Raw genomic sequence first — 23,722 nt, forward strand, 5'->3', positions numbered from 1 at the left:
ATAAGTTACTTTGGCATGCTGAATACATAGATCTGCTATGAGGAAAATAGAGCTCGGCTGTCAATCCGGAACAGGCCCGATGATTACTCAAATTAGTATTATGGAGGTCTCAATGGAACTGAATCCAGTTTTTGCTCGTCGTCTTTATCTGGCATTACTTGTCGAGCATATCGAAAGGCCAAATGTCCCAAGGCTGATTGAACAGACGGGATGGCCACGTCGTACCATTCAGGATGTATTAAAAGCGTTACCTGGTTTAGGAATAGAACTTACCTTTATTCAGGATGGCAAGCGACACAATGATGGCTACTATCAGTTAAGTGACTGGGGGCCTTTCGATCTGCAATGGGTTGAAGACCGGGAGGGTGATCTGATCACTTCACTGGCTAGCTAATATCTATTGGTATAAATGAAAAAACCGCACTTGTTGCGGTTTTTTTATTTGGCAACGATGAATGCCGGAGAGGTTACTCAAGGATACTTAAGGAGATGAGGGACAAACATAAGCATTGCCCATCAAGGTCACGGATGTAGCAAATGTTCGTGGCGCGTATAAGTCGATGGTATTCGCACCAAGTGCGCTGGCACGGTTTTTCAGTGCGTTAAGTGCCCCCTCGGTTAACTCCAGATTGCCAATGAATAAATAGGTGTACCAATGCCCCTCAGAACTGATGATGGTTTCTTTTGGGGTGCAGTGGCTGATTTTTTCGCTGTTATTCCACACAACCTGTATCTCTTTACTTTCATTGTTCAGCCGCGTTGTTTCACAGCCAAACAAGAACAAAGATACCAGCACAATCATCAGATCCTTTTTCATTATTGCCCTTGTGCTTCCAGATAAAGAACTGTCGCTGCGGTACGTGATTTGACCTGTAGCTTTTTCAGCAGGCTCTTCATGTGTACTTTTACGGTCGCTTCTGAAATAAATAAGGTATCAGCAATTTGCTTATTACGATAGCCTTTGGCAACTTCTTGTAAAATCTGCATTTCCCGGTCTGTAAGTGTACTCAGCAGAGAATCTTGTTCCGTGTTATCTTCTAAGTGTTCACGAACCAGATCGTTGTAGGCCTTGCCGCCAGATAACGCTTGTTTTAGCAGACTGATGAGTTCATCGGGTTCGGTATCTTTTAGCAGGTAGCCATCAGCCCCCGCCGCCACTAACGCTTTAATATCTGCACGGCTGTCAGAGACGGTCAGGATAACAATGCTGGCGCTGATCCCTTCTGCACGCATCGCATTGAGGGTATCTAAGCCTGACATTCCTTTCATATTTAAATCGAGCAGGATCAAGTCAGGGTTTTTCTCATTGGCCAGAGCGATGGCATCAGCGCCATTGCTGGCTTCGCCAATCAATTCAAATTCGGGTTCAAAACTCAATAGTTGGCCGATCCCTCGTCGCATTAACGGGTGATCATCAACAATCATTATTTTCCAAGACGTCATTTTGTTGTCCTTAAATCTGAAGTGAAAAGGTGAGGCTCACTTCACAGCCTGCGCCCGGCATTGTATTTATTTTAAGCACGCCATGAAGGCGCGATGCACGCTCTGTCATAATGGCTAAACCATAATGGTTTAGTTTTTCGTTTTTAGGATCGAAGCCTAATCCATCATCACGAATTTTTATATCTACTCGATCATCTTTTTGCTCACAAGAGACGACAATTTCGTCAGCTTGGGCATGTTTTATCGCATTGAGTACTGCTTCACGGATCACTTGCAGTAAATGTACCTGATGATGGGCATCCAGACTGAGGGATGATAAGTGGTTATCAATGATCAACAGGGCATCCGTCTGCTCTTCCAATGGCTTGAGCATCTCTACCAAGGCTTCACCAAAATTGGCTTCTTTGATCGTGAGGCGAAAGGTGCTCAGCAATTCTCTTAATTGGGTATAAGCGCCTGACAACCCGCTATCAATATCGGCCTGTATCTGTTTGGCGTTATCGGTGTCATTGTTGGCTAATTGGCGTTTTAGCAAGGTCATCTGGATTTTCAGATAAGACAATGATTGTGCCAATGAGTCATGCAGCTCGCGTGCGATGGTCGCCCGCTCCTCCATTAACAGCAATTGCTCGCTCTGCTTTTGAGCCTGGTTGTAATAGATCCCACGGGCCAAAATACGCGAGATATTATCGATCAACGTTTGGTCAGGGCAAGGCAAGGTATATTGCCACCATAGCTGGCCAAGAACTTGTCCGTCGATGTCTAAGTCCTGAAAATGCCATGGTTGGGTAGATTCAGTACCGACAGTTAGCTCAGATCGCCCGCCACTATTTTCTTCTATAATTAGTTTAGCAGCCGTTAATCCTTCTACTGCTACCAGTGTTTCTAGCATGGCAGAGAAATTTTGTGAGGTTAAACGGCTGACTGACAGTTCTTGTGAGCAGTTATAGAGTACCTGGAGTGATTCATTGGCGTGACGCAGGCGACGTGTTTTCTCGTTCACGTTCTTTTCTAAACCCCGATATAACTTACCGAGTTCAGAAGACATCTTGCAAAAATTATCGGCCAGGATACCTAGTTCATTATCACTTTTCACATCCAGTCTAATATCGAAGTGGCCATTTTGGACTTGTTCGCTGGCTGCGACTAATTGATTCAGAGGGGAAACGATTTTACGTCGGGTGAAATGAATCGTGAAAAGGGCGACGAGCAGGATCAGGCTTAACCCAATCCCCCCCATTACCGACAACACCTGCAGTTTTATGACAGAAAATTCCTGCAGCTCAAAGACAAAGCTATCAATGCGGTCAACGAAACTAGCGACGTCATTCAAAAACAGCTGGCGATCGGAGGTATGGAGCAGAGGGTGAAGATTTTCCCAGCGACCAATTAAGCCGTAATAGTGCTTTTTAATGTCGGTGGGTACTGTCCAGTGTTCCAGTGCGGCCATTGACGGCGAAAACAGAGATTTTTCGAAGAGATCTAAGTGATCTAACAATTGCGGTGAATCGGTTTGAATATCATAGGCTAAGCGATAACTCTGCATACGCAGCGAGCCGGAAACATTGATTGCTTCAGCGTCATTCAAACTGGAAGCAAGCGTAAGAAGCGCAAAGCTGGTGGTGGCAACTGATAATAACAAGATAGCCAGCATGGCGCGGGCTATGGTTGTGGTAACTGGCTTAAGGGGCCTGTTCTGCACAGTAATTCCTTATTTAAATCATGACTTATGTGATCGTAGGCATGCGTAAGCGAAGCTGGCTTCTGTATCCCTTAGTAGAATAGTGTGAAGGTTGTCATTTTATTTTATTGATCCAAGACAATTTCACCTATATTTAGCCCTTACTGGGTATTTAAGCAATTATTACTGGATTTAAACTAGTCATGTAAAAAGATGATGAGTTATGACAACTTTTATACTGTCTTACCGCATTGAGTGCTGCCCGTAAAAATGCTTATTTTCACGTTAGTTTACCAAAGGTGTTAGCAAATGTTCGATCGTTCACGTCGTAAAATGTTTACGCGTCGTCGCACTCCTGAATTGCAGCGCTTGCCATGGGTTATTGATGAAGCGTTTTTTACTGAGAGCTGCACCCGCTGCAATAAATGCATCAGTGCGTGTGAATCCCAGATTATTGTAAAAGGCGATGGAGGGTTTCCAACCATCGACTTTAACCATGGTGAATGTACTTTTTGCTACCGCTGCGCAGAGGTTTGTCCAGAGTCATTATTCCATCCACAGACGGACAATCCTTGGGAGCTGAAAGCTCAGATTAATCAGAGTTGTCTGGCACATAACAAGATTGAGTGCCGCAGCTGCGGTGATATGTGTGAAGTACAAGCAATACGTTTCAGGCTGCAAGCGGGCGGAGTTGCCCAGCCAGAGCTGAATACAGATGATTGCACCGGCTGTGGTGCCTGTTTATCGGTTTGTCCGACATCAGCAATCACGATGGTGACTAACGAATTAGAAGAGAAATAGCTTATGGCACAACAGGAAGTTCATATCTCTAGCCTGGTTGTACATGTAAAACCTGATCATTTAGAAGTAGTGAAAACTCAGATACTTGATTTCCCAAACACCGAAATTCACGGTGAGAGTGAAGCGGGAAAGATCATTGTCGTTCTGGAAACTGCGAATCAGGGTTACGTGACTGATACTATAGATAAAATCAACAACTTAGAGCATGTTTTAATCACTTTTTTAGTGTACCACCAAATTGAACACTTTGATCCGCAATCTGAGGATGATTCATGAAAATGACAAGACGTGCGTTTGTTAAGGCAAACGCGGCTGCATCAGCGGCAGCTGTTGCTGGTATTACCTTGCCAGCGTCAGCAACTAACTTAATTGTTAGTTCTGATCAAACCAAAATTAAGTGGGATAAGGCTCCGTGTCGTTTTTGTGGTACAGGTTGTTCGGTACTGGTAGGTACGCAGAATGGTCGTGTCGTTGCCACTCAGGGTGATCCGGAATCGCCTGTCAACAAAGGCCTGAACTGTATCAAAGGTTATTTCCTTTCTAAGATCATGTACGGAAAAGACCGCCTGCAAACGCCTATGCTGCGAATGAAAAACGGCAAGTTTGATAAAGACGGCGACTTTGCCCCTATTTCCTGGGACCAAGCCTTCGATATTATGGCTGAGAAATGGAAAGCTGCACTGAAAGAGAAAGGCCCGACAAGTGTGGGTATGTTCGGTTCTGGTCAGTGGACAATCTTTGAAGGTTATGCCGCATCAAAGATGATGAAGGCCGGTTTCCGTTCAAACAATATCGACCCGAATGCCCGTCACTGTATGGCTTCTGCTGTGGGTGGCTTTATGCGTACCTTCGGTATTGATGAGCCGATGGGTTGCTACGATGATTTCGAACATGCTGACGCGTTTGTGCTTTGGGGCTCAAACATGGCTGAAATGCACCCGGTTCTATGGACACGTATTACTGATCGCCGTTTAAGTAATCCTCATGTCAAAGTAAACGTGTTGTCGACCTACTATCACCGTTCATTTGAACTGGCTGATAACGGTATGATTTTCGAACCGCAGACGGATCTGGCAATTGCGAACTTTATTGCTAACTACATCATCGAAAATGATGCCGTGAACTGGGACTTTGTTGATAAGCATACTCACTTCAAGCGTGCGACGACAGACATTGGTTACGGTCTTCGTGATGAGCATCCGCTGCAGCAGAAGGCTGAAAACCCGAACGTCGGCAAAATGCACCCGATGAGCTTTGAAGAGTATAAAGCGTCGGTTGCAGAGTATACGTTAGAAAAAGCATCTGAAATGTCTGGGGTTTCTCAAGAGAAACTACTGGAGATGGCGAAGCAGTACGCTGATCCGAAAGTAAAAGTGATGTCGCTATGGACCATGGGTATGAACCAACATACTCGCGGTGTGTGGATGAACAGCCTGGTTTACAACATTCACTTATTAACCGGTAAGATCTCGCAGCCGGGTAACAGCCCGTTCTCGTTGACGGGTCAGCCGTCAGCCTGTGGTACAGCCCGCGAAGTGGGTACGTTCTCTCACCGCCTGCCGGCCGACATGGTGGTCGCGAATCCTAAACACCGTGCGATCGCAGAAAAAATCTGGAAACTGCCTGAAGGTACAATTCCGCCAAAACCGGGTTACCACGCAGTAGTCCAGGATCGGATGCTAAAAGACGGTAAGTTAAACGCTTACTGGGTTATGTGTAATAACAACATGCAGGCTGGCCCGAACATTAATGAAGAACGTTTGCCTGGTTACCGTAACCCGGAAAACTTCATCGTTTGTTCTGATCCGTACCCAACAGTAACCGCTCAAGCGTCTGACTTGATCCTTCCGACTGCAATGTGGGTAGAAAAAGAAGGCGCTTACGGTAATGCCGAGCGTCGTACTCAAGCCTGGTACCAGCAGGTTGAAGCGCAGGGTGATGCAAAATCAGATCTCTGGCAGCTAATGGAATTCTCTAAACGCTTCAAGATTGAAGAAGTGTGGGGTGATGACCTGTTAGCGAAAATGCCTGAATACCGCGGTAAGAGCATGTATGAAGTGCTGTTCCGTAATGGTCAGGTGGATAAGTTCCCGCTTTCTGAAGCGCAAGAGCTTAACGATGATGCAAAGGCGCAGGGCTTCTATCTGCAAAAAGGCCTGTTTGAAGAGTACGCGGCATTTGGTCGCGGTCATGGTCACGATTTAGCACCGTATGATACGTATCATAAAGTACGCGGTCTGCGCTGGCCGGTTGTTGATGGCAAAGAAACACAATGGCGTTTCGCTGAAGGGTCTGATCCTTATGTACCAAAAGGGTCGGGCTTCAATTTCTATGGTAAGCCAGACGGTAAAGCAAATATCATTTTTGCACCGTATGAGCCAGCGCCTGAAATGCCAGATAAAGATTATGACATGTGGTTATGTACTGGCCGTGTATTAGAACACTGGCATACCGGTACCATGACTGCCCGTGTTCCAGAACTGTACAAAGCAGTGCCTGATGCGGTTTGTTTCATCCACCCTGATGATGCTCAGGCCCGTGGCCTGCGCCGTGGTGATGAAGTGTTATTGGCATCTCGTCGTGGTGAAGTTCGTTGTCGAGTAGAAACCCGAGGCCGTAACCGTCCTCCTGTCGGTTTGGTCTTTGTACCATTCTTTGATGCTCGCATCTTGGTTAACAAACTGATTTTGGATGCCACTGATCCGCTGTCGAAACAGACAGACTACAAGAAGTGCCCAATCAAGATCACTAAAGTTTAATTAATCGTGTGAAGTTAGCTATCTAGCATAACCCTTAGTGATTTACTTAGGATGGGCGGGATAGCTAACGCTCTCGAAACGAATTTAGCCCAAAGGCGGAGAATACAATGAAACGACTAGTTTTAGCGGTTATGGCTGTTGGCATGTTATTAGCCGGTACCGTTCAGAGTGCAGAAGAGCTTAATAACCAAGCTGTTACAAATCCAGGTGGTATTGGTGGCGTAGAATCATTGCGCGGTGCAAGTGAGCTGGAAACCACCCGTCCGGCTGATGATTTTAAACGCTACCCACGAGATCAAGGTACGATTGACAGTGATTATGTCTATCAGCCACCGCTGATCCCACATACCATTCGTAATTACGAAGTGTCACTGAATGCCAATAAATGTCTGGCTTGCCACAGTTGGAAAAATGCGAAAGAAATGGGCGCAACGAAGATCAGTGTAACTCACTACCAGACCCGTGAAGGTCAGGTATTGTCAGATGTTTCACCACGTCGCTATTTCTGTCAGCAGTGTCACGTTCCTCAGGCTGATGCAAAGCCATTGGTTGAGAATAGTTTCCAACGTGTTGATGCTCTGCGCTAATTATAGCCGCAATAAAAAGAGAGGCTATATATGAACATTTTAAAGGCATTTTGGAGAAGACTGACATCGCCAAGTAAAGTGGCCGTTGGTGTCGTCTTATTTATGGGATTTATGGGCGGCTTGTTATTCTGGGGTGCATTTAACACCGGAATGGAAGCAACCAATACAGAAGAGTTTTGCTCAGGCTGTCATGCGCCGATTGTGAAAGAGATCCGTGAGACGGTTCACTTCTCGAACCGCTCTGGTGTGCGGGCTATTTGCTCTGATTGTCACGTACCGCATAACTGGACAGATAAGATCGTTCGTAAAGTGCAGGCATCAAAAGAGCTGGTGGCTTTTGCGATGGGGACTATCGGTACAGAAGAAAAATTCAAAGAGCGCCGGGCATACCTTGCTAACCGTGAGTGGCACCGGATGAAAAATAACGACTCACAAGAATGTCGAAACTGTCATAACTTTGAATATATGGACTTTTCAGAACAGGGCCCACGTAGTGTTAAACAGCACTCAACGGCATTGGCATCGGGTGAGAAGACATGTGTAGATTGCCATAAAGGTATTGCACATAAACTACCTGATATGAAAGATGTTGAAGGTTGGTAATAACTAAAAGGTGAGCATACGATGAGTACATTAGAGTCGATTATTTGGCACACACTAGGTTATGCCGCAATGCCTGTTATCATTTTAACTGGGTTTGCTGCTGTCGCTGCGATATCGATAGGGGTACTGGCGCTGGGTAAAGACAAGAATACCTAATCCCCCCGACTGTAGTTAGGGCCTGCTGAGTAAAAAATAATAAAAAGCCATGTCTGTCAGACGTGGCTTTTTACTGCGCGCCTCCAAAATTATCCTGATTAGTATTATCTGGGTGGGAGCTAAGGTTTTATATAACCGGCTTCAGAGAGCTTGCTGCGGAATAGTTCTGCACGTTTACGATTAACGCCGAAATCTGAATAACCCACTCGTGACTCTGAACGTACAATCAGCTGCTTGTCTTGCCGGCGTACTTCAAAATCATCAACAAACTTAAACACGCGACTACGGCATTCTACCCGAATATAATCATCGCTCTGAGAGCCTAAGCTGGCGCCAGGCAGTGAAAGTGCCTGCTGGGTAATAAACTGCCAGTTGTTGAGGCCGGCTTCGTTCAGAACAAAATCCGCTAAATGATATTCCTCTCTCTTATCAACAGTCGAGACACAATTTGGCTTCTCTTGGCATGGCTGCATTGAGCGATCAGGGAATGACACGTTATCAGTGTCGGCATTTGAACAACCGAACAAAATTACGGTGCTTGCTAGCAGAAATAGTGGCTTTACTAATTGAAGCTTCATCATTGCCGTCCTGTTTTTTTGTGTGAGCTTAATTACCGTGTGGATCTACGGTTGTGTCACGATTGCATCAGAAAAGCGGCAAATCCTGCCCATGAGGCCAAGAGTAGCACCCATGGCAACCAATGTTGTTTGTGAATGACGACTTGTTCTGGAGTGGCTGCAGCCTCTTCTTTTGGTAGCTCTTGTTTGCCACTGACCTGTTTTTTACGCAGCTTGTCACGTTCACGCGCTTTGGTTTTTTGCTGTTTCTTATAGAGATCGATGCCTTTTTGAATGCCTGCCGCAACCAATTTAGTCTGATCTTTGGTTTGGCCTGGCTTTTGTGTCGCTTTTGCAATGCGCATTGCTTCAGCTTGCGTTTCTGGCGAGGGGGTATTTTGGTTTTTCTGGATGGTCATTTTAACTCCGCTCAATGGCCTGATCATAGAGGTGTTTTTTGTGATTATACCTTGTCCCTTATCTGGGTGTGAGTCTGTTTCAGTGAATATAATTGTGACATATGTAGGAATATTTCAATCTGTTACGAAACACTTCTCGGCTCGCCTTACTACCTATAAATGGTTAAGTTATTGATATTTATTGGATGTAATCATTTTTTATAAAATAATTGAAGTTGTTATTACATCGTGATTTTCGTAATAAAAACAGAATTTATGTGTTTATTAGAAGGCAAAGCGTGATCTTGGCTACAAGATGAATAATTGAAAAGTGCGGTGTACCACAGAATTAACCACTGCGAGGATACTGTTTCATCGAGATGAATTATCTTATGAAAACAATAAATACAATGTACATTATATTCAATTGGTTGAATTTGGTCTGATTTGCCACCATTGCTCATAGAGAGAGAATGTGTGAGGAAACACTTTGTTTTATCCAATTGATGCTTATGACAAGCATGGCTTGTTAAAGCCTTCGATGATGTTGTGGCTAGCTTTGGCATTCAGTGCTAAAGCGTGGATTGTCTTTGTAACGGCTGGAGCCAGCCGCGATCAGGGATCGCAAATACTGACAATTTTCTATCCATTACGAGAAAGCTTGTATATCGGTATGGTGATAGGGCTACCCGCACTACTGTTGATGTGGTTATCCGGCCAGCGATATAAAAATCACAACGTAATGAATTTTTTATGGCAGCACGGAAAAAAACTATTACTTGCTGCCTATATAACTGATTGTTTACTGCAACTGTATCACCTGTCGCTCACACATGGTGCATTCAACTGGACTCGCGCAACGACGATGTTGCTTACTCTGTGGTTCAGTTTGTATCTGATGAGAAGCACCCGAGTCAGGAATACATTTGCAGATAAGCCCATAGAGAGGTAAAGCAAATGAATGAATGGAGTAAAGGTTTAGTGCTCTTTAGTGCACTGTTAAGCCCTTTGGCCATGGCTGACTGGTTATTAGACATTAACTTTGAGCTGACTGGTTTAGATACCAAGCAGACGGTAAATACGTCACTGTCTCTGTTACCTGGTGAAGAAACGGTTTTTTTCGGCACATCAGAAGAGGGGAGCAGTGCGCGAGAACTGGTTGGTAGTGCGGAGTTGCTGGAAGTATCAGCGGAAGAAGTGGTAATTGCTTTCAAGGTACAAGAGCGTCTTGATGATGGTGCGTGGCGTACAATTATTTCACCAACACTCTCAACGGGTTTGAATACGCCTGCATTATTTGAAACGGTTGATGACAATTCCCATGAACAGATAAAACTTCAGGTTGAAGTGACTTCGGTGTGATACCAAATTCATTAATAATTTGAATGGTCAGATCATTAATGGCATTGGTATAAGCTGGCTTAAGATTGAATGGTATAACGCTCCTGACGGGAGCGTTTTTTATGGCCGTACATTTTGCTATCAGCACGCGATAAAAAGTAATCGGGAGTATCACCTGAGCGGTAAATCGTTGTGCCGACACTGGCACCGATCTGAATTTGATAGGGCCCTATCATAAATGGCTTTCTTGCACTGGCTGCGACCTGTTTCGCCAGTTGATTAGCCTGGCTTTCAGTTGTTGTTGTCAGCAATACAATAAATTCATCGCCCGCTAACCGGGCAAAAAATGCATTTTCAGGCAACAAGCCATTCATTCGGTAGCAGAACTGCTGTAGCACCCGATCACCGGTTTGATGGCCATAGGTATCGTTTACGACTTTGAAATTGTCCAAATCAATAAACAGCAGGGCAGGATTGGGTTGTCGATCTTTTCTGTTGCTGACGGTTCGATGCAGAGTTTCAATTAATGCATAGCGGTTAGCAATGCCCGTTAGCATATCTTTGCGAGCTATGCGTTCCGCTTTTTCTTCAGCTTTAATTCTGCGAGTGATTTCTTTTTTCAGGTTATTGTTTGTAAATAAAAAATAACAAGCAGCTAAGGAAGTTAAGGCGAGTAATATGGCGCCGATTTGTACCCAGCTTTTAATGTCTTGCCAGGTTAATTCTGAGCGTAAGGGGTAGAGAAAACTCTCATCAATAGTCGTTGCTGGGATCAAATTTAATGCGGCGAGCTGATCGGCAATTTGCTGCCAGCGGTTAGGATTCATACGTCCGATCTCGATTAAATCAGACATGATCATTTGTGCCGAAGTCGTGAGCTCAAACCTAAGATGTTCACGCGTTTTGTTGGTCTGGTATCGCTGCTCGATAACATCTAGGGTTTCTTCAATGTTGCTTAAGGCATAGTACCAACCCTCAATGCTCGCCTGACGGAAACGGTTGACGAGCTCTGGGTTGTTTCGTGCCAGATCCTGATGGGCGAAGATGATATCGCTATAGAAATTAATACCGTGATCTGCCGGGTTAAAAATCAGAGCATTAAGACCGCGCTCTTTCAGGTAATAGGGTTCATTGGTCAGATAGCCGTTGAAAGCATCGATCTTTCCACTAATCAAATCTTCAATATTGGCAGAGGTGGTGACTTGCTCTAATTCTGTACGCTCGATATTATTTTTAGCTAATAACGTAATGAGTTCAGCGTCTTCGGTGCCAGAAAACATCATCACTTTTTTTCCCACTAAATCATCGAGGGTCTGGATGTTACTATTATCAGTGGTGATCAGAATAGAAGGGGATTGCTGAAATACTGTTGCGAGAGCGACTAAAGGGAACCCATGACCGTAGGCAACGAGTACCTCAGTGTTACCCACACCAAAGTCGGCACGTTTAGCGAGTACCTCTTTTAATGGAACCTGATTATTGCCACCGGGTTTGATAACAACATTAAGACCGGCTTGTTGATAAAGGCCTTTTGCTTTTGCCATGTAAAAACCCGCCGATTGCGCCTGATGTAACCAGCGAAGCTGCAGCGTAACTGTCTCAAGCGCAGCAACGCTAGAGCTTATGGTTATCAGAATGACGGATAGAGCAAAACAAAAAGTGCGACCCACAATATGCAACTAACCCCTGTTTGTTTTTCAGAGCTAATATTGATAAACATAGGCAGTGTTGTAAAGGTTTTCTGTTGTTAAATGCGATAGCTGGCAATGATTTGGTCGGTTAATAATGCCGGAAACGTTATAATTAATTATCTAGGTTTCAGTTAAAGAATATTCAGGAGAATCATATGGCTATCGCACAACCCGCAATATTGCCAGAAGCAGGCCCTTTTGCCCTTTATGTGGTAATGAAGGTTATTGGAGGCAAGGACGCTGTTATTGCTCAATGTCAATCGCTGCATCAAACATTGGCAACACTGAACGAGCAGCAGCCTGATGCTAACCTTCGTGCGAGTCTGGCCTTTGGTAAAGCCTTTTGGCAGTCTTTAGATAAAGGCTGTCCTGTAGAATTTGATGATTTTAATCCGCTTGGTAGTGGTGATATTACAGCGCCGGCAACGGGAGGGGATATTCTGCTTCATATAAACTCAAGCCGTCATGATCTGAATTTCTACACCTTACGTTGCTTCCTCGAACCAGTTTCAGAAAATATTGAAGTGTTAGACGAGACTTATGGTTTTAAGTACCTTGATTCTCGTGACATGATTGATTTTGTTGACGGAACGGAAAATCCGAAAACCACAGAAGCCCGCAGTGATGTTGCTTTGATCAAAGATGGCGAGTTTGCTGGTGGTAGTTTCGTGATGGTTCAGCGATTCGTGCATAACCTGCCAGCTTGGAATCGTCTGAATATTCAGGCGCAAGAAAAAGTGATTGGTCGAACAAAACCTGACTCTGTTGAACTGGAAGATGTTCCCGCAGCTTCTCACGTTGGTCGTGTTGACCTTAAAGAAGAAGGTAAAGGCCTGAAGATTGTACGCCACAGCTTACCGTACGGTACGGTAACGGGCGATCACGGCTTGTTGTTCATTGCCTATTGTCATACTCAGCATAATTTCAATGCGATGCTAAATAGCATGTACGGCGAGACGGATGGTCAATCGGATCAGATGCTGCGTTTCACCAAAGCAATCACAGGCGCATACTTCTTTGCACCGTCGGTTGAGATGCTGGAAAGTATATAAGATAAAAAACGGGAAGAGCGGTTTTAAAGCGGCTCTATGGCCCTAAGGACCTATGGATAAACTGTTTCGAGTAACTAGGTACGAGTTTAGAGTGGCGAGGATAAGACGCTTTAAGGGCCTAGGAAAAACAGGTTCAAGGAAGAGCAAGAACTTGACACTTCACTTAGGTTTTTGAAATCTGCTTGCAGGACCATAGGACCATAGGACCATAGGACCATAGGACCATAGGACCATAGGACCATAGGACCATAGGACCATAGGACCATAGGACCATAAGACCATAGATTCTTATATCTCGACACTAGATACTCGTATCTATTTTTTGCTCCCATAAACAAAAAACGCCACCCGAAGGCGGCGTTTCGTTAAGACTGAGACAATCTTACTTCTTGATGCGTAGAACTGGAGTTTCACCCACAGTTACAGCGCCAGAAAGTTTGTTCAGTTCTTTGATCTCGTCCATGTTAGAGATAACAACAGGAGTCAGAGTTGACTTTGCTTTCTCTTCTAGTAGCGCAAGATCGAATTCGATAACAGTGTCACCGACTTTAACAGTTTGGCCTTCCTCTGCAATGCGAGTGAAGCCTTCACCTTTCAGTTCAACAGTATCGATACCAAAGTGAACGAAAAGCTCAATACCATCGTCAGACTCAATAGAGAAAGCGTGGTTTGTTTCGAAGATCTTGCCGATTGTACCGTTTACGGGTGCAACCATTTTGTTTCCAGCAGGCTTGATAGCGATGCCGTCACCAACAATCTTCTCTGCAAAAACAACATCTGGCACATCTTCGATATTTACGATTTCGCCAGAAAGTGGTGCGATAATTTCGATGGCACCAGCTTCGTTGCTGTCGTCAGAAACCAGCTTCTTCAATTTGTCAAACAGACCCATATCGTTGCTCCTAAGCGTTGTTATTCTATCTGCAGCTATATTAGCAGATGGTCTTCTCTACGATGAATTTTTCTACGTGTGCTTCGATTTCAGCAGCCGTTGGTAGGGCAAGTGCTTGCTCTGCCATAGCTTTAACATCAGCAAAGTTAGCGTTACGGATAACTTTCTTAATGCGTGGAATTGAAATCCCGCTCATGCTGAACTCGTCCAGACCCATGCCTAATAGCAATAGGGTAGCACGTTCGTCACCAGCTAGCTCGCCACACATGCCAGTCCACTTACCTTCTTTGTGAGAAGCATCGATAACTTGCTTGATCACAATCAGTACTGCAGGTGATAGCGGGTTATATAGATGAGAAATAAGCTCATTTCCGCGGTCAACTGCAAGAGTATACTGGGTTAAGTCGTTTGTACCAATGCTAAAGAAGGCAACTTCTTTTGCAAGGTGGTGGGCGATAGCCGCAGCAGCAGGTGTTTCCACCATTACGCCGATTTCGATTTGCTCGTCGAAAGCAAGGCCTTCAGTGCGTAGTTCAGCTTTGTATTCTTCAATTGCCGCTTTCAGTTCACGGATCTCTTCAACAGAGATAATCATCGGGAACATGATGCGGATCTTACCGTGTGCAGATGCACGTAGAATACCGCGTAGCTGATCACGAAGGATCTCACGACGGTCCAGGCTGATGCGAATGGCACGCCAGCCCAGGAATGGATTCATCTCTTTAGGAAGATCTAGGTATGGGAGATCTTTATCACCACCGATATCCATAGTACGGATAATTACGGTTTCGCCGTGCATGGCTTCAGCAACGTCTTTATAAGCCTGGTACTGCTCATCTTCGGTTGGAAGAGAATCACGGTCCATGAACAGGAATTCGGTACGGTACAGGCCTACACCTTCACCGCCGTTACGGTTAATACCGTCACAGTCTTTAACGGTACCGATATTACCGCAAACTTCTACTTGCTTACCATCAAGGGTAATAGCAGGAAGATCCTTCAGCTTCGCAAGCTCGTCTTTCTCAGCCTGGTACTCGTCACGGATCGCTTTGAATTTGGTTAGCTCGGCTTGTGTCGGGTTGATAACGATTTGGTTGTTGATTGCATCAACAACCAGCATGTCACCATTTTGAACACGAGTTGTAATATCGTTTGTACCTACAATTGCAGGTAGCTCCAGAGAACGCGCCATGATAGAGGTGTGCGAAGTACGGCCACCGATATCAGTAATGAAGCCAAGTACGTAATCCAGGTTGATTTGTGCCGTCTCAGAAGGCGTCAGGTCGTTTGCAACCAGAATTACTTCTTCGTTAATTGCACTTAGATTAACGATGCTGATACCTAATGCGTTTTTAACGAAACGGCTACCGATATCACGGATATCCGTTGCACGCTCTTTCAGGTATTCGTCATCTAAAGATTCTAGCGTTATTGCCTGCTCTTCGATAATAGAGTGAATAGCAAGGGCTGCAGACGCTTTGTTGTCTTTAATGGAGGCTATGATTTCTTCTTCAAGCTCTTCATCCTCCAGCAACATGATGTGACCTTCAAAGATCGCTTCCTTCTCTTCACCGAAGGTGATACGTGCTTTTTCTTTGATTACTTCTAGTTGCTCAGAAGATTTTTTTCGAGCGTCGAAGAAACATTGAATTTCGTTATCGATCTGGTCTGCAGAGATTGGAGTCTTGTTAATAACAATCTCGTCTTCTTGCAGTAGCAGTGCTTTACCAAAAGCAATACCAGGAGATGCCAGGATACCTGAAATCATAGCCTTACCTTAAATTAACTAAAAAACTAGGGAACGTAATAAACAGACGGCGGATTAGTGCAGCGTGTCCATTAGAGCAACCAGGTGGTCTACTGCAGCTTGTGCCTGAGCACCTTCAGCAGAGATAGTTACGTGAGTACCTTTAACTAAACCTAGTGTTTGTAGTTTGAACAGACTTTTTGCACTTGCGCTCTTACCGTTAGAAGTAACAGTAATGTCTGCGTCGAACCCTTTAGCTTCTTTTACGAACTGAGCCGCTGGACGAGTGTGTAGACCGTTTTCTGCAGTAATCTCAACTTGTTTCTGATACATTTTTCACCCCGATTATCGATATAATATTTTTTGATTTAATTGCGTAACTGAAAGAAAGCTTAACGTGTGTAGTCTTAGCTTGCTAATCCTTAGTATAAACTACCCAACAGTTCGCCGTTTTAGCTTAATCCAAGTCAAATTTTCATGAGATTGTTTGTCTTGGCTGCATCTTCAAGGTCAAAGTTTAACCCTTTATTTCGATGCTTAAATTAAAACATTGCGAATTTATATTAAACGTAAAGGGAAAATGCAACAAAAAAGCCCCCGCAGGGGCTTTATAAGGCAAAAATTGGTTATCGATTACTTAAAAGTGTGATCACTGTTGGGTTTCTTTGTCTGTAAAGATACCCGTAAACAGAGCCGTGGACAGGTAACGCTCACTTGAACTCGGTAGCACAACGACAATATTTTTACCGGCAAATTCTGGGCGTTCAGCAATGCGGTTTGCAGCCACCACTGCGGCACCGGAAGAGATACCTGCCAGAATGCCTTCTTCTTCCATTAGGCGACGTGCCATTATAATAGAGTCTTCAGAGCTGACGCGTTCAACTTCATCAATCAGATTCAGATCAAGGTTGCCAGGAATGAAGCCTGCACCGATCCCCTGAATTTTGTGAGGTGCCGGTTTCACATCTTCGCCGTTCAGGGTCTGGGTTATAACCGGTGACTCAGAAGGTTCTACGGCAACCGTTGTAATGGCTTTGCCTTTTTGCTGTTTGATGAAACGGCTAACACCTGTCAGCGTACCGCCTGTTCCGACACCAGAAACGAAGACATCAACGTCACCATCTGTCGCATCCCAAATTTCCGGCCCAGTCGTCTTTTCGTGAATTTCAGGGTTGGCAGGGTTATTAAATTGCTGCAGTAACAGATATTTAGCTGGGTCTGATGCTACAATTTCTTCTGCTTTATCAATGGCGCCTTTCATGCCTTTTGGCGCTTCTGTCAGTACCAAATTTGCGCCCAATGCTTTAAGCAGTTTACGGCGCTCAAGGCTCATGCTTTCAGGCATGGTCAGTGTCAGCTTATAACCGCGTGCAGCAGCAACGAAAGCCAGGGAAATACCGGTGTTACCACTGGTCGGCTCAACCAGTTCAATGCCTTCTTTTAAGAGGCCTTTTTTCTCGGCATCCCAAATCATATTTGCACCGATCCGGCATTTAACGCTGAAGCTTGGATTACGGGCTTCAACTTTAGCCAGTACATTACCTTTACTGACGCGGTTCAGACGTACTAGCGGAGTATTACCAATCGTTAGCGAGTTATCTTCGTAAATCTTGCTCATGCTTTTCGTTCCTTCGTGACACGTTCTAATTTCAGATAAAGTAAGCATAAACCGTCATCGGTATTTGGAAAGTAATTTATTGTTATATCTTATTGTTATAAAAGAAGACCCTAAATTCTAGGCTCGAGGCTCCAGAGGGAAGTGCAGTCGTGAAAAGAACGGATCCATGGTCTATGGCCGATGAGAAAGGCTCTTGGACTTTATATGCAGCAGCTGCTTGATAATAAGCAGATTATTTTTTTGAAGGTTTAATTTAGAGTACGCAAGGCGCATTCTGCTCATAGCATTTGAAATAAAAAAAAGGAGAGCTTATTCTCTCCTTTTGCCGAGTATCTAGTACCTAGTACCTAGTACCTAGTACCTAGTGGCTAGTGGCTAGTATCGAGTATCGAGTATCGAGTATCTAGCACCTAGCGCCTAGTATCTAGTACCTAGTATTTAGTACCTAGTATTTAGTACCTAGCACCTAGCACCTAGTATCGAGTATCTAGTATCTAGCACCTAGTATCTAGCACCTAGTATCTAGCGCCTATCATCTGCTCTCGGTAATGATCGACCCACATTGCCGTTGCGCCGCAAACGGCGATTGGCATGACAAATAAGTTCAGTATTGGTGTCATGGTAAACAGCATGACTAAACTGCCAAAGCTGAGTGATTTTCCTCGTTTGAGTTTCAAGGCATCACGCATTGATTCGAACGGAATTTTATGATTATCAAATGGGTAGTCGACATATTGAATGGTCATCATCCATGCGCTGAATAAGAACCACAATACCGGCCCAACGGTTTGGCCGATAGCCGGAATCCAAAGCAGGATGAGCAAACCAATGGCTTTTGGCAGGTAATATTTAAGTTTAATCCATTCTCGACCCATGATCCGCGGTAGATCTTTCATGATCTCCTTTAATCCCGCATCAGGCGCCGGTTTGTTGGTCAGTTTGGCTTCTAGGTGTTCTGCCAGTAAGCCATTAAACGGCGCAGCAATCCAATTGGCGATGGTACTGAAGAGATATGAAAATATTACCAGCGTTGCTATCGCAAGCAGTGGCCACAGCAAATACGACAGCCAATCTAACCATGACGGTAATGACGCTAACCAGCTGTTAATCCAGTCACTAAGTTGACTTAATACAAAACCAAATGCACTGCCAAACAACAGTATGTTGATTAATAGAGGCAGAATGACAAATCGTCGGGTCCCCGGTTGCATGGCTAAAGACATGCCTTTAAAAAAGTACCCTGCGCCACTGATCGGGGCATGGATGATTTGCGGTTTCGACATTGAATACTCCTTACACAAAGTTCTCATCCAGAGAGGTAATTATTCTCCTCTTGATGGGATACAGAGTGTATGTTAACGGGGAGAACGGTGTAGAATCAAATCCCAAACTTGCTGTCGTAGGTAATAAGAGGGAAGTTTGGCGGTTATTTTGTCTGAATTTTGTGCAATTTTGTGCTCAGCAGCACTATCTTGCACGAATACCAATATTCATCTTCTCATTATTAATTGAGTTTTGGTACATTAAGTTAATAGTAGGCTTTAAACCCGTTAGCTTTTAATCAGCTCAGGTGCTTTTGTAAGCCCTGTGACACTTTTACTATCATTTACCCCGTAAGGGATAACGAGTTAATTCAGAGTATTCATAATGCAGGAATTGCGTCTGGTTCTTATTATTGTTGGTGCGCTGGCTATCTCTGCGCTTCTTTTACACGGTCTTTGGACCAGCAGAAAAGAAAAGCCCGCGAAATTTGGCGAGAAACCGCTGGGTAAGTTAGGAGAGACTAACAATGTTGATACCGATGGTTTTGATCAAGATGGCGTCGGTTCCGTTCGGGTGGTCAATACTGCACCTGAAGAAGCAGAGAAAAAAGCCCATAAACGCACAGAGCCTGAATTACATTTTGGCGAAAAGCTGCAAGCTGATCCGCTGCTTGATGTAGCCAGTGACACATCTTTTGTCGATGATGTGGCGGATTTGCCAAAAATGTCAGCAACCGCTGAAAAAATTGAACCGCGGGCGAGTATCAATACAGACCAATCAGAGCCAGAGACGGTGCCTGTCACTGAACCATCTGCGCTAATCATGCCCGTTGGACCGCAAGGGCAGGCTGAACCTGTTCAGGTCGTTAAAGCTGAGACGGCAACTGTTGATACCGCCTTTTCTGAAACACCGAATGCTCAACCAAGTAATATTGAAGAAGCCAAACCGGTTGTTGCTGATAATTCACCAGTGGTTGCCGATGTTATTGAACCTGAAGAACCAGCTCCTTCTCCTGTCCCTATGATTGAACCCGAGCCGGTACTGGAACCGAGTTATCTGGCGTTGAGTGTTCATGCCCGTAATGGGGAGATGTTGCAGGGGGCAAAATTATTTGGTTGTCTCGAGCAGCACAATCTGATTTTTGGCGACAACGCGGTGTACCACCGCCACGCTGATCTGGCTGGCATTGAACCGGTACTGTTTTCTGCCGCCAATATGATCCATCCGGGCAACTTCCCTGAAGGGGGCGCAGACAACTTTGAAACGCCGGGTGTTTCTTTCTATTTGATGCTGCCTTGTTACGGTCGCGCGGATCAGAACTTCAATTTGATGTTACAAACGGTTCAGCAGATTGCCGATGAATTAAATGCCGATGTGCTTGATCATGAGCGAACCATGATCACACCGAACCGAATCGACGAATATCGCGAAAAAGCTAAATTGTACAGCCAGATCTAACCCCCCCCTTGGTTAAGAGATATCATTTCTATTAGGCTCCTGCAGAGGAGCCTTATTTTTTTAGGTAGGAAAAGTAATGAGTACCGACATTCAGCAACAACTTGCCGCGTTGCGTGAACAACTCGCATATCATGGCCACCGTTATTATGTAGAAGATAATCCAGAAATCCCTGATGCTGAATATGATCGCATGATGCAACAGCTACTGGTGTTAGAAGCTGAACATCCGCAACTGATGACGGTTGACTCTCCTAGCCAGCGAGTTGGCGGTACTCCACTTGATGGGTTTACCCAAGTAAAACATGAACTCCCTATGTTATCGCTGGATAATGCGTTTAACGACGAAGAGCTGCAGGCTTTCGAAAAACGGATGCAGGATCGCCTGATCTCTGCAGGAAAATTAAGTTACTGCTGTGAACCTAAGCTCGATGGCTTGGCGGTCAGCCTGATGTACGAGAATGGTGTTCTGGTTCAGGCGGCAACGCGGGGCGACGGCAGTACAGGTGAAAACATTACCACCAACGTACGTACCATCCGTTCCATTCCGCTGAAACTGCGAGGAGAAGGCTGGCCGGCTCGGCTGGAAGTTCGCGGTGAAGTCTTCATGCCTAAAAAAGGCTTTGATGCGCTGAACGCACGAGCTCAAAAAAAAGGTGATAAGCCCTTTGCCAATCCGCGAAATGCAGCAGCAGGCAGCCTGCGCCAGCTAGACTCAAAAATCACCGCGACCCGCCCATTAAGTTTCTATGCCTATTCTGTCGGCGTTGTCGAAGGTCTGGAGCTGGCACCAAGCCAGTATGATCGCCTGGTACAACTGAAAGGCTGGGGTATACCGATGTGCCCTGAGATCAGGCAGCTTGATACCCTGAACGATGTGATTGCCTACTATCAGGATATCGGCCAGCGTCGCCAGGATCTGGCTTACGAAATCGATGGTGTCGTAATTAAAGTTGATGATGTTGAGACACAAGAGCAACTTGGATTCGTAGCGCGAGCACCTCGCTGGGCGATTGCCTATAAATTTCCGGCCCAAGAAGAGATGACGATACTTAACAATGTTGAGTTTCAGGTCGGGCGAACGGGGGCGATAACCCCGGTGGCGAAGTTAGAGCCGGTTTTTGTCGGTGGTGTTACCGTCAGTAACGCGTCACTGCATAATGCCGATGAAGTAGCCCGCTTAGGCGTGATGGTTGGCGATACCGTGATTATCCGCCGGGCGGGTGACGTGATCCCTCAGGTTGTTTCTGTTGTTGAGTCACGTCGTCCTGAAGACGCCAAGGCAATTGTATTCCCAACAGAATGCCCGGTGTGTCAGTCGAAAGTGGAACGCGTTGAAGGCGAAGTGGTGGCGCGTTGTTCTGGCGGCTTGTTCTGTCAGGCGCAACGTAAAGAAGCCCTTAAGCATTTCGTTTCACGTAAGGCGCTGGATGTCGATGGCTGCGGCGAAAAGGTTATCGAGCAGCTGGTAGATCGGGAAATGGTATCGACTCCGGCGGATCTGTTTAAGCTGTCGGCGGGTATCGTGACCGTGCTGGAACGTATGGGGCCTAAATCTGCCCAAAAACTGATCGATTCCCTCAATCAATCAAAGTTGACCACGCTGTCGCGTTTTTTGTATTCACTTGGTATTCGCGAGGTCGGGGAAGCCACTGCTGCAAATCTGGCTAACCATTTTGAAACCTTAGAAGCCATTGCGAAGGCGACGAAAGAGCAGTTAGTTACGGTTCCGGACGTCGGTGATATTGTTGCTGAGCATCTGTTCAACTTCTTCCGTGAACCCCATAATATGGAAGTGATCGCTGACTTACAGGCCGTCGGTATCCATTGGCCTGCGATAGAAAAGCCGGATGCGGGCGTTGAGCTGCCCCTCGATGGCAAAGTTGTGGTCTTAACCGGTTCCCTATCGCAACTGACCCGATCTGATGCCAAGGCGGCTTTGCAGGGGCTAGGTGCCAAAGTCACGGGCAGTGTCTCAAAGAAGACTGATTTACTGGTTGCCGGTGAAGCGGCCGGCTCGAAGTTAGCCAAAGCACAAGAGCTTGATATCGAAATTTGGGACGAACAAACGCTTGTTAATTTCATGAATCGTTAATTTCCCTTCTCTCCTTCTCTGGGTATGTTCAAATTTGCCATAAAAATGAACATACCCACTTATACCCTCTCTCTTTATTTCCAGTTTTAATTATCCCCTCCAGTTATTTCGCGCGTCTAAAATAGTTCAATTATATTTTTACAAATATGACGACCTTCAATATGTAATTATGAAAAAGGCGTGATATTTTTTAGTGATACCTCGCATTTTATGTTTCTTCATATTTTGTATCTCGTTGTTATATAGTGATTTTTAGGTTTATTTACAAGATCTTTGGGCGGGATTTGATCTTGATCACTGTAGCGCAGAAACTTTGCACTGGGTCATATTTTTTGAAGAAGAAAATAAGTTCTAGTTGATGTTTTGCGCTGCGAAAGTAGTCTTGTACCTGAAGTTTCACAGGGGTTCATAAAGAACTAAAAAAATATGATTTAGCCGAATTTAGATTTCGGCTGACATATCGGGAGAGTTACTTGATGTCTTCGGCGGCCAACCTTTAAGGCTCAAGTAAACAGCTAATATTTTTTAGGAGTTATTCCATGGAAAACATGTTTAAGCGTTCAGTTTTAGGTGTGGCAGTTGCAGCGGCTGCAATGGCTTCAGTTGCGGTTCAAGCAGCACCAGCAACATCAACTATTGATTTGTATGGTCTGGCTGCTGTCTCTGTATGGGGTGGTGAGGCTGAAGGTAATGACGGTAGTGGTGAAGGTACTTTAAATGTTCTGAATGAATCACGCTTCGGTTTACGTGGTACCCTCGATCTGGAAAAAGGTCCTAAGATGTTCTGGCAGATGGAAGCCGGTGACGTAGGCGATGGTGATGATGCGGGTATTTCTCGCATGGGTTTCCGTGATTCCTTTATCGGTTTTGAATTTGATGCCGGTAAAGTTCGCGTTGGTCGTCTGTTAACACCAGCATATCAAATTGTTGACTGGCCATTCTCAGGTAACAAACTTGGTGAAGTGTTTGACTGGACGGGTGCTGTTGAAGGCGGTACAAACTACGATCGTGTTTCAGACAGCGTTCGTTTTGATACCGCCCAGTTTGGTGCGGTAAACTTCTCATTAGCGGCCGGTAAAGGTAACGTTACTGAAGATGGAAATAATTGGTATGGCGCTTCTGCACAAGTAAAAGCAGGCCCAGCGGTATTCAGTCTTGGTTATGAACTTGGTACTGACCGCCAAGTAGACACTGAAGATGAAGAGAACAATGTACGTTCTGACACTCAGTTGATCATTGCTGGTGTCGAGGCAAAGTTTGGTGCATTTGGTGCTCACGTAGCTTATAAAATCACGGGTGCCGAATATGATAACGGTGCGCCAGACCAGGATCAGAATGCTTACTCGGTAGCTGTCAATTATACAATGGAAGACTGGAAATTCAGCTTAGGTTATGCCGCTCAGGAAGATCTGGAAACAGGCGGTGTCAAATCAACGCCAACATCCGAAGATATCGTCACGTTTGATGCGACATACTTTATTGACCCAAATGCGTCAGTGTTTGTACGTCCTTACCAGATCACTCGCGGTGGCGAAAGTATGTTTGGAGCAGGTGTGGGTATTTCGTACAATTTCTAACGGGTA

24 protein-coding genes are annotated in these 23,722 nt (G+C 45.1%); 13 read left to right on the forward strand and 11 right to left on the reverse strand.

The window, feature by feature from the left end; translation table 11 throughout:
* Nucleotides 1-112: 112 nt before the first annotated feature.
* A complete protein-coding gene (locus L4D76_RS10115) occupies nt 113-394 on the forward strand; it encodes a winged helix-turn-helix domain-containing protein (RefSeq protein WP_107281808.1) in 282 nt (93 codons plus the stop codon).
* A gap of 87 nt (nt 395-481) precedes the next feature.
* On the opposite strand, the gene L4D76_RS10120 is transcribed toward L4D76_RS10115, so the two are convergent.
* Genes L4D76_RS10120 through narQ form a run of 3 tightly spaced genes read right to left on the reverse strand, consistent with a single transcriptional unit; the run spans nt 482 to nt 3,145 of the window.
* Nucleotides 482-817, reverse strand: coding sequence for a DUF4156 domain-containing protein (locus tag L4D76_RS10120; protein WP_428440784.1), 336 nt, complete (start codon nt 815-817; stop codon nt 482-484).
* A complete protein-coding gene (locus L4D76_RS10125; RefSeq protein ID WP_428440785.1) occupies nt 817-1,443 on the reverse strand; it encodes a response regulator in 627 nt (208 codons plus the stop codon). Before L4D76_RS10125 ends, L4D76_RS10120 begins: the two co-directional genes overlap by 1 nt.
* A gap of 10 nt (nt 1,444-1,453) precedes the next feature.
* Nucleotides 1,454-3,145: a nitrate/nitrite two-component system sensor histidine kinase NarQ gene (gene narQ / locus L4D76_RS10130; protein ID WP_428440786.1), complete on the reverse strand. Its 1,692-nt coding sequence runs from the start codon at nt 3,143-3,145 to the stop codon at nt 1,454-1,456.
* A 288-nt stretch (nt 3,146-3,433) separates the two neighbouring features.
* Here narQ and napF point away from each other — a divergent pair, with 288 nt between their 5' ends.
* From napF to L4D76_RS10160, 6 genes are all read left to right on the forward strand, one after another.
* The gene (gene napF, locus L4D76_RS10135) at nt 3,434-3,925 is read left to right on the forward strand and encodes a ferredoxin-type protein NapF (protein WP_428440787.1); all 492 of its coding nucleotides are present in this window, start codon (nt 3,434-3,436) and stop codon (nt 3,923-3,925) included.
* A gap of 3 nt (nt 3,926-3,928) precedes the next feature.
* The gene (locus L4D76_RS10140) at nt 3,929-4,201 is read left to right on the forward strand and encodes a chaperone NapD (RefSeq protein WP_428440788.1); all 273 of its coding nucleotides are present in this window, start codon (nt 3,929-3,931) and stop codon (nt 4,199-4,201) included.
* Nucleotides 4,198-6,684 (forward strand): periplasmic nitrate reductase subunit alpha, encoded by a 2,487-nt coding sequence (gene napA / locus L4D76_RS10145; RefSeq protein ID WP_428440789.1) that lies wholly within the window; start codon nt 4,198-4,200, stop codon nt 6,682-6,684. Before L4D76_RS10140 ends, napA begins: the two co-directional genes overlap by 4 nt.
* Nucleotides 6,685-6,791: 107 nt before the next feature.
* Nucleotides 6,792-7,271 carry a nitrate reductase cytochrome c-type subunit gene (locus L4D76_RS10150; RefSeq protein ID WP_428440790.1) on the forward strand — a complete coding sequence of 160 codons (480 nt, stop codon included), beginning with the start codon at nt 6,792-6,794 and terminating at the stop codon, nt 7,269-7,271.
* 30 nt (nt 7,272-7,301) lie between these two features.
* Nucleotides 7,302-7,874, forward strand: coding sequence for a NapC/NirT family cytochrome c (locus tag L4D76_RS10155; protein ID WP_428440791.1), 573 nt, complete (start codon nt 7,302-7,304; stop codon nt 7,872-7,874).
* A gap of 21 nt (nt 7,875-7,895) precedes the next feature.
* Nucleotides 7,896-8,030, forward strand: coding sequence for a TIGR02808 family protein (locus L4D76_RS10160; RefSeq protein ID WP_428440792.1), 135 nt, complete (start codon nt 7,896-7,898; stop codon nt 8,028-8,030).
* Between the two features lie 119 nt (nt 8,031-8,149).
* Here the strand turns inward: L4D76_RS10160 and L4D76_RS10165 are convergent, their stop codons facing one another.
* On the reverse strand, nt 8,150-8,611 hold the full coding sequence (locus L4D76_RS10165; RefSeq protein WP_428440793.1) for a DUF1499 domain-containing protein: 462 nt from the start codon (nt 8,609-8,611) through the stop codon (nt 8,150-8,152).
* Nucleotides 8,612-8,664: 53 nt separating this feature from the next.
* Nucleotides 8,665-9,006 (reverse strand): DUF2956 domain-containing protein, encoded by a 342-nt coding sequence (locus tag L4D76_RS10170; protein ID WP_428440794.1) that lies wholly within the window; start codon nt 9,004-9,006, stop codon nt 8,665-8,667.
* 469 nt (nt 9,007-9,475) lie between these two features.
* Between L4D76_RS10170 and L4D76_RS10175 the strand changes: the two genes are divergently transcribed.
* Both L4D76_RS10175 and L4D76_RS10180 read left to right on the forward strand, forming a co-directional pair.
* The gene (locus L4D76_RS10175; protein WP_428440795.1) at nt 9,476-9,937 is read left to right on the forward strand and encodes a DUF2919 domain-containing protein; all 462 of its coding nucleotides are present in this window, start codon (nt 9,476-9,478) and stop codon (nt 9,935-9,937) included.
* 5 nt (nt 9,938-9,942) lie between these two features.
* The gene (locus L4D76_RS10180; protein WP_428440796.1) at nt 9,943-10,347 is read left to right on the forward strand and encodes a hypothetical protein; all 405 of its coding nucleotides are present in this window, start codon (nt 9,943-9,945) and stop codon (nt 10,345-10,347) included.
* A gap of 59 nt (nt 10,348-10,406) precedes the next feature.
* Here the strand turns inward: L4D76_RS10180 and L4D76_RS10185 are convergent, their stop codons facing one another.
* On the reverse strand, nt 10,407-11,996 hold the full coding sequence (locus tag L4D76_RS10185) for an ABC transporter substrate-binding protein (protein WP_428440797.1): 1,590 nt from the start codon (nt 11,994-11,996) through the stop codon (nt 10,407-10,409).
* Between the two features lie 176 nt (nt 11,997-12,172).
* Here L4D76_RS10185 and L4D76_RS10190 point away from each other — a divergent pair, with 176 nt between their 5' ends.
* Nucleotides 12,173-13,069, forward strand: a complete 897-nt coding sequence (locus L4D76_RS10190) for a Dyp-type peroxidase (RefSeq protein ID WP_428440798.1) — start codon at nt 12,173-12,175, stop codon at nt 13,067-13,069.
* A gap of 382 nt (nt 13,070-13,451) precedes the next feature.
* On the opposite strand, the gene crr is transcribed toward L4D76_RS10190, so the two are convergent.
* From crr to cysZ, 5 genes are all read right to left on the reverse strand, one after another.
* Nucleotides 13,452-13,961: a PTS glucose transporter subunit IIA gene (gene crr, locus L4D76_RS10195; protein WP_107281792.1), complete on the reverse strand. Its 510-nt coding sequence runs from the start codon at nt 13,959-13,961 to the stop codon at nt 13,452-13,454.
* A gap of 40 nt (nt 13,962-14,001) precedes the next feature.
* On the reverse strand, nt 14,002-15,729 hold the full coding sequence (gene ptsI / locus L4D76_RS10200) for a phosphoenolpyruvate-protein phosphotransferase PtsI (RefSeq protein WP_428440799.1): 1,728 nt from the start codon (nt 15,727-15,729) through the stop codon (nt 14,002-14,004).
* A gap of 54 nt (nt 15,730-15,783) precedes the next feature.
* The gene (locus L4D76_RS10205) at nt 15,784-16,041 is read right to left on the reverse strand and encodes an HPr family phosphocarrier protein (protein ID WP_107281790.1); all 258 of its coding nucleotides are present in this window, start codon (nt 16,039-16,041) and stop codon (nt 15,784-15,786) included.
* Between the two features lie 316 nt (nt 16,042-16,357).
* On the reverse strand, nt 16,358-17,326 hold the full coding sequence (gene cysK / locus L4D76_RS10210) for a cysteine synthase A (protein WP_428440800.1): 969 nt from the start codon (nt 17,324-17,326) through the stop codon (nt 16,358-16,360).
* 515 nt (nt 17,327-17,841) lie between these two features.
* The gene (gene cysZ, locus L4D76_RS10215) at nt 17,842-18,609 is read right to left on the reverse strand and encodes a sulfate transporter CysZ (protein ID WP_428440801.1); all 768 of its coding nucleotides are present in this window, start codon (nt 18,607-18,609) and stop codon (nt 17,842-17,844) included.
* Between the two features lie 364 nt (nt 18,610-18,973).
* Here cysZ and zipA point away from each other — a divergent pair, with 364 nt between their 5' ends.
* The 3 genes from zipA to L4D76_RS10230 all read left to right on the forward strand — a co-directional run bounded on the left by zipA (nt 18,974) and on the right by L4D76_RS10230 (nt 23,716).
* Nucleotides 18,974-20,047 (forward strand): cell division protein ZipA, encoded by a 1,074-nt coding sequence (zipA, locus tag L4D76_RS10220; RefSeq protein ID WP_428440802.1) that lies wholly within the window; start codon nt 18,974-18,976, stop codon nt 20,045-20,047.
* 76 nt (nt 20,048-20,123) lie between these two features.
* Complete coding sequence (gene ligA, locus L4D76_RS10225; protein ID WP_428440803.1) at nt 20,124-22,139, forward strand: NAD-dependent DNA ligase LigA; 2,016 nt, start codon at nt 20,124-20,126, stop codon at nt 22,137-22,139.
* Nucleotides 22,140-22,678: 539 nt separating this feature from the next.
* A complete protein-coding gene (locus L4D76_RS10230) occupies nt 22,679-23,716 on the forward strand; it encodes a porin (protein WP_428440804.1) in 1,038 nt (345 codons plus the stop codon).
* The last annotated feature ends 6 nt before the right edge of the window (nt 23,717-23,722 follow it).

Source organism: Photobacterium sagamiensis (assembly GCF_050337085.1).
In the GTDB taxonomy this organism is placed as follows: domain Bacteria; phylum Pseudomonadota; class Gammaproteobacteria; order Enterobacterales; family Vibrionaceae; genus Photobacterium; species Photobacterium sagamiensis.